Origin of the sequence: Colwellia sp. D2M02, assembly GCF_018860755.1 — a bacterium.
GTDB lineage: Bacteria > Pseudomonadota > Gammaproteobacteria > Enterobacterales > Alteromonadaceae > Colwellia > Colwellia asteriadis.
The window spans coordinates 1-13,416 of sequence record NZ_JAHKPW010000015.1 but is presented as its reverse complement, the minus strand read 5'-3'; the positions used below and the strand labels follow the sequence as shown (position 1 = coordinate 13,416).

At 37.9% G+C, this 13,416-nt stretch carries 10 protein-coding genes; 4 read left to right on the top strand and 6 right to left on the bottom strand.

The window, feature by feature from the left end:
* The first annotated feature begins 35 nt into the window (after positions 1 to 35).
* The gene (locus KO495_RS02305) at positions 36 to 392 is read left to right on the top strand and encodes a hypothetical protein (RefSeq protein ID WP_215978791.1); all 357 of its coding nucleotides are present in this window, start codon (positions 36 to 38) and stop codon (positions 390 to 392) included.
* Positions 393 to 482: 90 nt separating this feature from the next.
* On the opposite strand, the gene KO495_RS02300 is transcribed toward KO495_RS02305, so the two are convergent.
* Entirely contained in the window at positions 483 to 1,835 is a 1,353-nt protein-coding gene (locus KO495_RS02300; protein ID WP_215978790.1) for a sodium-dependent transporter, read from the bottom strand.
* Between the two features lie 422 nt (positions 1,836 to 2,257).
* Between KO495_RS02300 and KO495_RS02295 the strand changes: the two genes are divergently transcribed.
* Both KO495_RS02295 and KO495_RS02290 read left to right on the top strand, forming a co-directional pair.
* Positions 2,258 to 4,303 carry a TonB-dependent receptor gene (locus KO495_RS02295; RefSeq protein WP_215978789.1) on the top strand — a complete coding sequence of 682 codons (2,046 nt, stop codon included), beginning with the start codon at positions 2,258 to 2,260 and terminating at the stop codon, positions 4,301 to 4,303.
* 200 nt (positions 4,304 to 4,503) lie between these two features.
* Entirely contained in the window at positions 4,504 to 4,677 is a 174-nt protein-coding gene (locus KO495_RS02290; protein ID WP_215978788.1) for a hypothetical protein, read from the top strand.
* 117 nt (positions 4,678 to 4,794) lie between these two features.
* On the opposite strand, the gene KO495_RS02285 is transcribed toward KO495_RS02290, so the two are convergent.
* Positions 4,795 to 5,682 carry a LysR family transcriptional regulator gene (locus KO495_RS02285; RefSeq protein ID WP_215978787.1) on the bottom strand — a complete coding sequence of 296 codons (888 nt, stop codon included), beginning with the start codon at positions 5,680 to 5,682 and terminating at the stop codon, positions 4,795 to 4,797.
* 149 nt (positions 5,683 to 5,831) lie between these two features.
* Between KO495_RS02285 and KO495_RS02280 the strand changes: the two genes are divergently transcribed.
* Positions 5,832 to 7,016: an MFS transporter gene (locus tag KO495_RS02280; protein ID WP_215978786.1), complete on the top strand. Its 1,185-nt coding sequence runs from the start codon at positions 5,832 to 5,834 to the stop codon at positions 7,014 to 7,016.
* A 415-nt stretch (positions 7,017 to 7,431) separates the two neighbouring features.
* On the opposite strand, the gene lysS is transcribed toward KO495_RS02280, so the two are convergent.
* From lysS to KO495_RS02260, 4 genes are all read right to left on the bottom strand, one after another.
* The gene (lysS, locus tag KO495_RS02275; RefSeq protein ID WP_215978785.1) at positions 7,432 to 9,024 is read right to left on the bottom strand and encodes a lysine--tRNA ligase; all 1,593 of its coding nucleotides are present in this window, start codon (positions 9,022 to 9,024) and stop codon (positions 7,432 to 7,434) included.
* Positions 9,025 to 9,081: 57 nt separating this feature from the next.
* Positions 9,082 to 10,180, bottom strand: a protein-coding gene (gene prfB, locus KO495_RS02270) for a peptide chain release factor 2 (protein WP_215978784.1) whose coding sequence is annotated in 2 segments (ribosomal slippage) — positions 9,082 to 10,104 and positions 10,106 to 10,180 — 1,098 coding nt in all. Because the reading frame shifts where the segments join, the coding sequence is not laid out codon by codon here.
* A gap of 286 nt (positions 10,181 to 10,466) precedes the next feature.
* A complete protein-coding gene (locus KO495_RS02265) occupies positions 10,467 to 11,603 on the bottom strand; it encodes a GNAT family N-acetyltransferase/peptidase C39 family protein (protein ID WP_215978783.1) in 1,137 nt (378 codons plus the stop codon).
* Between the two features lie 2 nt (positions 11,604 to 11,605).
* On the bottom strand, positions 11,606 to 13,051 hold the full coding sequence (locus tag KO495_RS02260; protein WP_215978782.1) for a RimK family protein: 1,446 nt from the start codon (positions 13,049 to 13,051) through the stop codon (positions 11,606 to 11,608).
* Positions 13,052 to 13,416: the final 365 nt, after the last annotated feature.

The following is a 13,416-nucleotide window of genomic DNA, read 5'->3' as shown; positions in this document are numbered from 1 at the left end:
GAGCTCAGGTTAACTAATCAAAAACGAGAAAAACTATGCCCTACTGTAATGAATTAGCAGTATTTGATGTGCCGCCAGCCAATCAAGCAAAAATAATTTCATTAAGTTTATCGTTATTTAAAGAGATGAATGCTGAGCAAGAGTTATTAATTTCACATCAAATATTACGAAAAACTGATAACCCAACACAGTTATGTTGGTATTTAGTATGGAAAGATGAAGCCGCTGTCGCCCAATCTAAAGCGAAATGGTCAAATTACCCCAGTGCAAAACCAATCGAGGCCTTGGTAACTGCGAAAGTATTTTATGGGCACTTTATGGATGTAAATACGAATGTCGATGTCGATAACAGTGTAGCTAGTAATATAAATAGCAATGTAGCGAGTGACTAAATACAATAATCGTTTTTCTATTCCCTAATAAGCAAAAAGCAAGTGCTTAGTCACTTGCTTTTTTAAAGTTAAGGCTTAATTAGACTACATTTAACTTGCTAACGAGTGCCAAAATACTAATGCAATTGCCGTAGGGCAAACAAACTTAGTGTACCAAGGCCAAATTTTCCAAAAAACACTGTGCTCTACTTCCGCATTACCTTGCTTTATTTCAGCGAGAATACCGCTACGCTGCCAAACCCAGCCAGCAAAAATACAACATAACATAGCAATAATTGGCTGGCCGTATTGTGTTGATAAAATCGCAACAAAATCTAACATCCAATCTAAGTTAACAACAATGATCGTACTTAAAAGTAAAATACCTAGCCCAATCATAGTAGTTGCTTTTTCACGCGGTATATCATGGCGCTCAACAGCAAATGATACAGGCCCTTCAAGCATTGAAATACTAGAGGTTAATGCAGCTATCGACATTAAAACAAAGAAGCCAAAAGCGACAAACAATCCCACATAGCCCATACCTGAAAATAACGCGGGTAGTACCGTAAACACTAAGTTAGAGCCTGATATTAAGCTACCATCTTCAGCGAATATAGCAACGCCTTGAGCTTGAGCAACATACATTGCAGGAATAATCAGTAAGCCTGCTAAAAAGGCTATAGACACATCAATAAGTGTTACTTGTGCCCCTAACGTGACTAAATTCTCTTTTTTCGCGATATAAGAGCCATAAATAATCATGACACTCGTGCCCAGTGATAATGAAAAAAATGCCTGCCCTAAGGCACTAATTAATAAATCAGGCTCTAATACTCGAGAAATATCGGGGTTTAAATAGGCTTCAAAGCCTGCTCTAGAACCATCTAAAGTGAAAACGTAAATAATTAATAAAATCAACAAACCAATGAGCATTGGCATTAAACGTTTCGACCACTTTTCGATCCCCTGTTCAACACCACGACGAATAATAAAAATGGTTAACGCCATAAAGCATGTTGTGAAAAGAATATTACGTGTCAATGAATGATTGGTGAGCCAATTCGCCGATTCGTTAAAACCAGCTAACAAAGCCAGAGGCTCTACCGCATAGGAAATCATCCAACCAGCAATAATGCCATAAAAACTTAAAATAAGTGCCGCACAAATAATTCCGCCAAAACCGACGACAAAACCAAAACGTTTTTCTCTAGTATTGCGCGCTATTTTTTGCATTGAGGTCACCGCGTTAGCTTGACCGTAACGACCAATAAGTAACTCCGCCATAAATGCTGGGTAAGCTAAACAAAATGCTAACACTAAATAAACCAATACAAATGCGGCACCACCATTACTAGCAGTTTGAGTTGGAAAGCCCCAAATATTACCTAACCCTACCGCAGAGCCTGCAGCGGCCATAATAAAGCCTAATCGCGAGCTAAAGCCGCCTCTTGAAACACCCATTTACTTCCCCATTTTTTGCGTTTTATTGCCTATAACTTATTGAGTTATTTTTATAATAAGGTCTCAAGTACAAGGCTATTTTTATCATGGTTACTGTTTTAAGTGACCATACTTTTATTAGCGCACTAATTTACGCAATTACGCTCAAGAAAAATAGCTTTAACTGTTAAAAAAAGTAAAAAGCACTGTGTATCACTCTGTGTACAGCGCTTTAAACAAAGTATCACTTACAAGTTATTAACATATTAAACCTGTTCCATTAGCGCTTTCTCCCTTAACAAGTTGTTATTTATATTTTTTATCAATGAACTTTATTTAGAGTTAAAGCCCTAAATACGACTTTACATGATAATCATTATCATTTAGGATCTAGTTTCTTTTTTACCTACTCCTGTTATGGGATATATTTTTGTAGGAACAACATGAAAAAAAAATATTTATCTTTTGTTATCGCTTCATTTCTAAGCGCTCAAACCTTAGCGGCTGAAGCACAACGTTTAGCTGAAACTAAAGTTACAGATGATGCAATAAGTACTAACACCGAAGTTAGCGCGAAAGATCTCGAAAACATTCAAGCTAACGATATAAAAAGTGCCTTAAAAAAAGTTGCTGGTGTAAGTGTTGCCAATGGCGTTAGATATAGTCAAAAAGTGTATGTGCGTGGCGTTGAAGAACATTCTGCCAATGTGACTATTGATGGCGCTCGCCAAGATGGTCAGCTGTTTCACCACTCAGGTAACCAAATGGTTGATACTAATATGCTTAAACGCGTAGAGGTTCTGCTTGGCGCATCATCAGTGCTAAGCGGTTATGGCGCCAATGTAGGTGCAATTAAGTATGAAACTAAAGACCCTGCTGATTTATTATTACCTGAGCAAAAGTTTGGTTTTACCGCTGGAGCTAGCGCAGATACAGCAACTGAATTTAGACAGCTTAACCTTGCGTTATACGGCAGAGCAACCGAGAAATTAAGTCTGTTAGCCATGGCTAATATGAATGAGTCTGGTGATATAGAAACACCAGATAATGACCCTATTGTTAGTAAGCATAGTGAATTGACAAGTGGTTTGATTAAAGTCGTTTACGACTTTGATGAAACACAACAGTTTGATTTTAGTGCTCAGCGCTATGATGACGGTGGTAATCGTAACTTTTCAGGTGAAAAGCCCGGTGCAAAAACATTAGAAGAGCACTTAGGCTATAACGGTTATATCCGCGATACTTATACACTAAATTATTATAACGTAAGTGAAAATCCACTACTCGATTTAAACATTAATGTTTATTACAACGATAAGCAAATGGAGCGTGAAGGAGCAACAGGTGATAATTGGTACCGAGACTCGCAAGGTAAATGGCACAAAGACGGAACATCTACGACTCCTAAGCGCATGTACCATTATAAAACATCAGGTTTAAATATTCGTAATACTTCAATCATTTCAGATATCGCATGGACCTATGGTATTGAGAGTTTTAAATCTGAACAGAGTATTTCAGCAAAAGGGTTAGCTCATTATACGCTAAGCGATGGTAGCCAATTTAGCGAGCATATTTCTTTTGAAGACGGCCCGACCGCAACCTTAATGAGTGGTTATGTACAAGCTGAGCTTAATTTCGGTAGTGTACAACTTATCCCAGGACTGCGTTACGATGACTACAGTTTAGGTGGAACCTACGATACTAGTTTTAGCGAAGCGTCGCCTAAGTTTATCGCTAATTGGCAGGCTAATGATGATTTAAAATTAGGCTTGTCATACGGTCGTATTTTTAAAGGTCCTGGTTTACCTGAAACTCTAATGATTCAAGAAGGTATGGAAGAGTCGCCTGATGTTGAACCAGAAACAGGTAACCATTACGAATTCAATGTACTTTATGATCTACAATCATTAACAAATATTGATTCCTTTAATATTTTTGCCAATGTCTATCAATATAATATTGATCACTTTTATCACCCAACTAAAAATACTAGCTTAAATAAAACCCACGATTTAGAAATGCAAGGTATGGAAGCTGGTGTTAGCCTCTCATATCAGGGCTTAAATGCTTCTATAAAGTATAGCTACAACACAGGAGATAAAGATTACCAAAGCTATGTAACCGACGCTTTAACTGCTGGCACACAACGTGTAAATTTAAGTTTTGATTATGCCCTAGGTGATAGTTTAGTTATCGGTTGGGATACATTTTTAGCTGATAATGCAGAGTTAACCGATACTTATTTCAACCGCCAAGGTGACCTAGTGCATGACAATGTATTAAAAGCTGGCTACGGTGTAAGTAATGCTTGGTTAAATTATAGCCCAGTAGAAGTCGCGGGATTATCGGTGCAATTTGGTGTCGATAATATCTTTGATAAAGCTTATCAAGATCATAATAGTTTTGGTATGTACTGGGGTAATGAAAAGTACAACGATAATGAAGTTGGTCGAAACTTTAAGCTAACGTTGAATTATCAATATTAATTAGCGAGCAAAATACTATGCGAGCTGCATTAGCATTAACCTAGCTCAAGTTATAATAAAGCCTCGTGTATCGCTTTTTTTATGGCGCTTTACACGAGGCTTTATCTTTCTGAACGCCTACTGCTAGCATTATTTTTACTGTTCCTATTGTAACTACTCAGGCTATCATTTGGTGATTCAATAAAGCTCAAGGAAACATATTGAAAAAAATAAATGTTCTAACTGGTATTGGTTTAACTACGCTTCTATTAGCAACGTCTAATCAATTATTAGCAAAAGATGTCAATATATTATGTGATGCTTGCTCTGTTAAAGAGATGGAGGTTAAAGCCAAACAAAAGTTAGCCAATAGTCTTCCCTCAGAGATGAAATAAGGGTCATACAATCGATTGAAATCATCCTATTTTATATTCACTTAGATACGAAACCGGACATTAGCATTTTTTATCTAACAAAAAGTTATCCGGCAAGGCTGACATAAACATCAGTCATTACAATGTTAATCTCGGCCTAATAAATTCAATAAATGCAGTAACCCTTTCTGCAACCACTGAAGATTTATAGTAAACAGCATTTACTAACTCACGATCAGTACCAAATAGCCTATATGGCTCCAGAAGCGATATTAGCCGACCTGATGCAATATCGGTATTAACCATAAAACCAGATAAACAAGTGATACCGCTTCCAGATAAAGCTAGCTGGCGAATGGTTTCTCCATTACTCGCTGTCATAGTCGGATTTACGTTATTCAAGCCTTTTACAGGCCATTGGTTGAGTGATTTGATATTTGAGAAACCGATTAATTTATGACTTTTAAGGTCATCAGGCGTTTTTGGTAAACCATTTTGTGCAATATATTCAGGTGATGCGACAATAAAAAGCGGGCTTTTTCCTAAGGCGCTAGCATGTAGAGTTGAATCTTCTAGTTTGCCAATTCTTATTGCTACATCAGTGCGTTTTTCAATTAAATCAACGATCCCTTCGTTAGAGTTCAGTTCAACCTCTATTTCAGGGTAAGCCTTAGTAAACGCACTCATATGGGGTGTTAATTGGTGAAATATAAAAGGACTCACAGCATCGACACGCAATTTACCTTGTGGTACTTTCCCTTTAACAATAAGGTCTGATTCCGCACTTTGGATTTGTTGTAAACCTATGCTCACCGCATCGATAAATTTTTTCCCTTCATCTGTCAGCATCACTCGCCTAGTTGTTCTAATTAAAATAGCTGTGTTAAGTGCTTTTTCAATTTTAGTCACTGAGCGGGATATGCGAGCTACTTGAATATTAAGTGCATCAGCTGCGGCAGAGAAGCCACCAAATTCAATGACAGCTAATAAAAGCTCTAAGTCATCAGATCGTGTTTTTAAACTCAAATTAACCTCGTTTATTACAAAAGTAATTTGCAAATAGTATTGTTTATCACAAAAGTTTATCAGTTAATAATGGCGTCAACAAATAAAGGAAGCGATTTAATTTAACGCCTTACTTTATATCTATTAAATAAACTTATTTGGAGATCATCATGCCACTCGCATTGATAGCATTAGCGCTTAGCGCCTTTGCTATAGGAACAACAGAATTCGTAATTGTTGGGTTATTGCCAACAATGGCACAAGACCTTAATGTATCAATACCGTCAGCGGGTTTATTGGTAAGTCTTTATGCTTTAGGCGTAGCTATTGGCGCACCTGTGTTAACAGCGCTAACCAGTAGATGGAACAGAAAACATGTGTTGCTATCGGTTATGGGCTTGTTTGTTATTGGCAACTTAGTGGCTTGGCAAGCACCAAGTTTTGAAGCGCTGATAATAGCCCGAATTCTAACAGGGTTAGCACATGGTGTTTTCTTTTCAATAGGCTCGACTATTGCGACAGGTTTAGTGCCTAAAGAAAAGGGCGCAAGTGCTATTGCCATTATGTTTACAGGATTAACGGTAGCTTTAGTCACAGGAGTTCCTCTAGGCACTTATATCGGTCAAGTTTTTGGTTGGGAAGCGACTTTTTTAACCGTATCTATTTTAGGTTTATTAGCCATGATTGGTAGTGCGATATTAGTGCCTAATAATTTAAAACAAGCTAAGCCGACTAAGATTACAGCACAGTTAAAAGTATTAACTCATCCTCGATTACTATTAGTTTATGCCATTACGGCTATTGGTTACGGTGGAACTTTCATCGCATTTACTTACTTAACCCCGATTCTAAATGAAGTGAGTGGTTTTGATTCAAGTTCTGTTGCTTTGATACTTTTAGTTTATGGTGTGTCAGTTGCTGTCGGCAATATCTGGGGCGGTAAAATGGCTGATAATTATGGCCCAATTAAAGCCTTAACAATCATTTTTGCAGGTCTTGCAGGCATATTATTTATGCTGAGCTTTACCGCTTACAACCCAATTACAGCTGTGGTTACTATTTTGGTTTGGGGAGCATTTGCTTTTGGAAACGTACCCGGCTTACAGGTATACGTAGTTAAGTTAGCCGAAACGCACACGCCAGATGCCGTAGATGTAGCATCAGGGTTAAATATCGCCGCTTTTAATGTTGGTATTGCAATTGGTGCATGGGGAGGAGGCAATATTGTTGCTGAACATGGCTTAATGAATACACCTTGGGTAGGCGCAATTGTTGTTTTAGTTGCACTTGTATTAACACGTTATAGCGGAATGCTTGATAGAAAAGTGAGGGATTTAAATTTAGTTAAAATTTAAATCTATCCCCGCTTTCCGTCTAGGTAAGTAACAACGGAGGTTATAAAAGCAGGCTTAATGAAAAATTAGGTCTGCTTTTGACTTTGAGTTGCCGCTAGTAACTCAAAACTAATGTCAGCTATTGGCTATTACTTGACCTAAAGAATAACCAGTAGTTAACATCATCTTAGCGTACTAAATGGTTAGTTTAAGTAAAGTCCTACTTTTGAACTTATAACTAATTCAATTTTTAGTGTACAAAAGCATCGTATTCAAACATTAACGGAGATGTTGGCATTTTTTGATAAGCACCTAAAATAATTAAAACCTTTAAGGCACTTTTCTAAAACTAAAAAGCCAAACATATGTTTGGCTTTTTATTACGTGTCGCTTGAGAAAGAAAGTTCAGGGTAACTAAACCCCCTTTCTAAACGATTTATTCAGCTTCAGGTCGCATGTGCGGGAATAAAATAACGTCTTTAATACTTGGTGAATCAGTAAATAGCATCACTAAACGGTCAATACCAATACCTTCACCTGCAGTTGGTGGTAAACCGTATTCAAGTGCGTTGATGTAATCTGCATCGTAATGCATGGCTTCATCATCACCCGCATCTTTTTCGGTTACTTGTTTTTGAAAACGCTCAGCTTGGTCTTCTGCATCATTAAGCTCAGAGAAACCATTCGCTAATTCACGGCCACCAACAAAGAATTCAAAACGGTCAGTAATGAATGGGTTTTCATCGTTACGACGCGCAAGTGGTGAAACTTCCCATGGATATTCTGTAATGAACGTTGGTTGGTCTAGTAAATGCTCTGCCACTTCTTCAAAAATTTCACAGATGTATTTACCCGGACCCCATACCTTAGATGCATCACTTTCTTTTACGCCAACCGCTTTTGCCATGGCTTTAATTGCATCAAAGTTGTTTTCTGGATCACGTAATGCCGCTTCATCAAAGCTTGCAGCGCCACGATGATCTTTACCGTATTGTAAAATAGCATCAACCATTGATAAACGTGCAAACGGCTTACCTAAGTCATAGAATTTTTCTTCTACAACTTCACCATCGCTATTTTTAACGGTATTACGAATAGTGGTAGTACCTAATACGTCTTGGGCAATAGTACGTAACATTTCTTCGGTAGTGTTCATTAAGTCATGATAATCAGCATAGGCTTGGTAGAATTCAATCATAGTGAATTCTGGGTTATGGCGTGTTGAAATACCTTCGTTACGAAAGCTTCGGTTGATTTCAAATACACGATCAAAACCACCTACCACTAAACGCTTTAGGTTTAGTTCAGGCGCAATACGTAAATACATATCAAGATCAAAGGTGTTGTGGTGCGTCATAAATGGCTTAGCGGTTGCGCCACCAGGAATGATTTGCAACATTGGCGTTTCAACTTCCATAAAATCACGTTGTGTTAAAAAGTTACGAATACCCGCAACAATTTTTGAACGGATTTTAAAGGTGTTACGCGTGTCTTCATTGATAATTAAATCAACGTAACGCTGACGATACTTCATTTCTTGATCAGACAAGCCGTGGAATTTTTCTGGTAACGGACGCAGTGATTTAGTTAGTAATGAATATTCGTCCATATTAACGTAAAGGTCGCCTTTACCTGACTTATGTAAAATACCTTTAATACCAACGATATCGCCAATATCTAACGAGCCCCACTTTTCACGAATTTCTTTTTGTACGGTTTTTTCAGCGTAACCTTGAATACGACCCGATGAGTCTTGAATTACTAAAAATGGTCCACGTTTAGCCATAATACGACCAGCAATAGCATAAGTGAGTTGCAGTGTTTCAAGCTCTTCTTTGGTTTTTTCACCATGTTCCGCTTGAATGTCTGCCGCTAAATGTTCGCGATTGAAATCATTAGGAAAACCATTCGCCGTAGAGTTTGAGCGAATTTTCTCAAGTTTTACGCGGCGCTCAGCAATTAGCTTGTTTTCATCTTGCGCTGCGGATGCATTATTTTCTTGGCTGGTTTTATTGGCTTTATCTGTCATTTTATTTCCAAAGTTATCTGTAATTTGTTCAATAAGTTCAAAGGTAATTCAGTAATTTTACAAGCCAGACTTTAAACTCGCTTCAATAAATTTATCTAAATCACCGTCAAGTACGGCTTGAGTGTTTCTGTTTTCAACACCCGTTCTTAAATCTTTAATACGGCTATCATCAAGTACGTAAGAGCGAATTTGGCTGCCCCAACCAATATCTGATTTTCCATCTTCTAATTCTTGCTTGCCTTCGTTTTGCTTTTGTATTTCCATTTCATAGAGCTTGGCTTTAAGCAACTTCATCGCAGTCGCGCGGTTTTTATGTTGTGATCTGTCAGCCTGACAAGCAACCACAGCGCCCGTTGGAATATGGGTAATACGAATTGCTGAGTCTGTTTTGTTAACATGCTGACCACCAGCACCTGAAGCACGGAAAGTATCGGTACGTAAATCAGCTGGGTTAATGTCAATATCAATATTGTCATCTATTTCAGGGTAAATAAACGCGGAAGCAAATGAGGTATGACGACGACCAGATGAGTCAAACGGTGATTTACGAACCAAACGGTGAACCCCTGTTTCAGTACGTAACCAGCCATAAGCAAATTCACCGGTGTATTTTATCGTACAACCTTTAATGCCAGCAACATCGCCATCAGTAACTTCAATGGCTTCGGTTTTATAACCATGTGCTTCACCCCAGCGTAAATACATACGCATCAGCATTTCTGCCCAGTCTTGCGCTTCGGTACCGCCTGATCCTGATTGAATATCTAAATAACAGTTGTTGGCGTCTTGCTCACCAGAAAACATACGACGAAACTCTAATTTTTCCAAAATGGCATCAAGCGCTTCGGCTTCAGCTGTTGCATCGTCAAAAGTATCTTGATCAGATTCTTCAACAGCAAGTTCCACTAAGCCTTCAATATCTTCACAGCCTGTTTCAAGCTCAACAATAGTTTTTACGACTTCTTCAAGCGCGCTACGCTCTTTTCCTAGCGCTTGCGCTCTTTCTGGTTCATTCCAAACATCGGGTAATTCTAATTCGCGGGTAACTTCAATTAAGCGCTCGGCTTTAACATCGTAGTCAAAGGTACCCCCTAAGCAGGTTTGCACGTTCGCGAATTTCTTTTAACTTACTTAATACTGGGTTAGTTTCGAACATAAGCCTTCTGAATACTTTAAATTATTGTAATTATATCAATTTATTACATAGACGTTTTGAAAAAATATCCGCTAACATTCCTAATAGTTATGGCATGTTAGCGATTGTTGCTAGCGCGTGGCCAACGCTAATTTAATAACGCCATTGACTGACTTAAATTACCACGCAAAAAATACGGCAAGCGACAAAACGCAAATAGTCGCGCATTGTAACGTAAATATGGGGGTAAATAAACGGCTATAAATTGAATAGCTGCTGCCATGTAAACGATGGTAATGTTTTGCTTTTACGATCGTTTAATTGCCACTGCAGTACGTAGTTTTCCACCGCCAAACATAGACATTTTGTCGAAGTCATCACGTGATATTGGTAAATATTGGCAATCAATAGGTAGCTGCTGTTTATCGTCTAAGTCTGGATCGTTAACATAAAAGCATAATTCATCAAAACCGGTCACGGTAACCCAGTGCGGTGCTTTTTTTCCATCTAAGCGGTAGGTGCTAATTAATAAAATAACCGCATAGCCATCACTAAGTAGTTTCGCCAGTTGGTGCTGATTAATATCATCAAACCTCACATCAACCGCCAGCGCTTGAGCGTCTTCAATAAATTGTTTATGGACACTTTGCATAATGTGCTTTTTATGAGGGGCTCTTACTCCATCGACAAATAAAGGTGTTTGCTGGTTAATAAAAACTTTAGCGTCAAAACCTCGCTTTTTAGCAGCATTACCTAAGCCAACAGGATGACAACCACCATGACCTGAGGTCATAAAAATGCTGGTTGCTTCACGCCACAAGTCTAACTCTAAACGCTGCGTCATCACTATTGGAGCATGTAAACTGTGCATTGCCATCATTAATGAGGCTGGACCACAGGTAAACTCAGTGGTTTGTTGGTACCAAGGTGTTATGGTTTGAAAATCTGATGGTGTTTTTCGTAATAGCTGTTTTTGCATACGATAAGCATCACTGTGATCTTCATAATAATCACTGTATTCACCAAAAACACGATAACCTAAACCCTGGTATAACTTAATGGCTGCGCCATTGTTTTTAGCCACTTCTAAGCGTAAAAAATAATGGTTACGTATTAGCGTTTCTTGTTCAAGTTGCGCTAAAAGACCGCTGGCAATATGCTGCCCTCGACACGCTGGCGCTACCGCTAAAGAATATAAACGTGCTAAACGCGTACCTTTATGACACCAAACTAAGCCATAACCAATAAGCTGTTGAAGCTCAGAGCTAGCGTCAATATAACGCTCGGCGATTAATAAAATACCGTGATGCGCTTTGATCCAATGCTGTAAACTACGCTTACTTAATTTATCTTGCTCGAAACAGTTATTCTCTAGAGCGACTAAAGCATTTAAATCGCTACTTTGTGCGATACGGTAATGCACATCGCCCCGTGTGTTAGTCATTATTATCGACCACGCTCTTCTAAGCGACGATTAAACTCTGCCATAACTTGCATGTATAATTCATCTTTTAGGTAGGCATCTTCAACTTTGTAATCTATGCTCGGGTTATCATTTACTTCAAGTACATAGGCTTTATTATCAACAGCCTTAATATCTACGCCATAAAGCCCTGTGCCAACGACACTTGCTGCGCGTAATGCTGAATCTAAAACATATTTAGGCACTTCAAACGTTGGCAGCGTTTCAAAATCACCTGAGAAAAATCGTTTAGCGCTATGGTTATAAATTTGCCAATGTCCGCGCGCCATTAAATATTTACAAGCATAAATAGCTCTACCGTTTAATACGCCAATGCGCCAATCAAACTCGGTATATAAGTATTCTTGTACTAATACCAATGCACTCACTTTTAATAGCTCGTCTAATTTAGCTGACAGCTCTTCCCTATTTTTCGCTTTAAATACGCCATTAGAGAAAGATCCTTCAGGCAATTTCAATACCACAGGGTAAGTAAACGCTTGCTCTAGTGCTGTAATGGTTTCTACACTTTGGTTGTTCACCACTTCAGTTTTTAAACTACGTACCTTTTTATAATTAAAAGCATCGTGTAAATACACCTTATTACAACAGCGTAAAATAGAGGTTGAGTCGTCTATTACAACTAACCCTAAATCTTCCGCTTTTCGTGCTAAACGATAAGTATGGTGATCTATCGCAGTGGTTTCTCGAATAAATAAAGCATCGTAATGAGCGATATTATCAATTTGATCAATACTTACCACGTTGGCGTTAATACCAAACTTAGCCGCGGCTTTTACAAAACGTGAAATAGCTTCTTTATTACTTGGCGGCACTTTATCTTGATGGTCGACTAATATAGCCATATCCCAACGATAGTTTTTACGACTGTTATTAATTCGCCATAAGGTTTTATTAAAGCCTTCAAGTTGTGTTAAAAAGCACTGCTTTTTCGTTTCATCAAGATCACAAAATGACATACGGGTAATGGTAATATTTGCTTGACCATTAAGCTGTTGCACCGATAAGTTTAATAACGGGGCTGGGTATAATGCAAAAATTTTTGCTGTTAATTTATCTAACTCACTGCTATCACTTTTACCAAAAAACACATGTTTATTAGTAACCGTATTAAGACCAATAGTTAAATGTGATAACACCGCAAAGTTATCGCTATCATGCGCTAAATTACGTAAACCATTAATAGTTTTTACGCTAGGTAACACAATATGGTTGCGCGCCTCTGCCAATAGTGAGCAATAGTAACCTTTGCTTAAGTATTGTTCAGTGTCACATAAATTAATAATACGTGTTTTCGGCTCATTTAGTTTTGGGTACTCACGTAAATACTTTTCAAAACTGATCACATCGCTGCGATCTTTATCCAATGCAACGTATTCATCATCCACTACAATAAGTGTTTTATACACGTTTGATATTCCTTAAAAAAATTAGACCAAAGTTATTATCGCGATACGCAGTCTTTAGGATTTTTTCAGTTGATGTAGGACGGATTTTGAGTTCGTGATAATCGATGAAAGTATCGTGATTTGCAGAATGTAGCACCTTTTATTCTGCAAGAATATAATTTTTATACTACTGAACAAAAATAAAAATAAACCGTTAAAAATCAAATAGTAAATGTAAAACTTATCGTGACATTATCGGTGATTTAAAAATAGGCGTCGTAATGAAAATCGAAATTCATCAAATCTGATTACTGTTATTATTTAACCTGAACTCGGCTTAAGAGATATTTAACAAATTGAAATATCGGTAAAAATTACTTTTATGA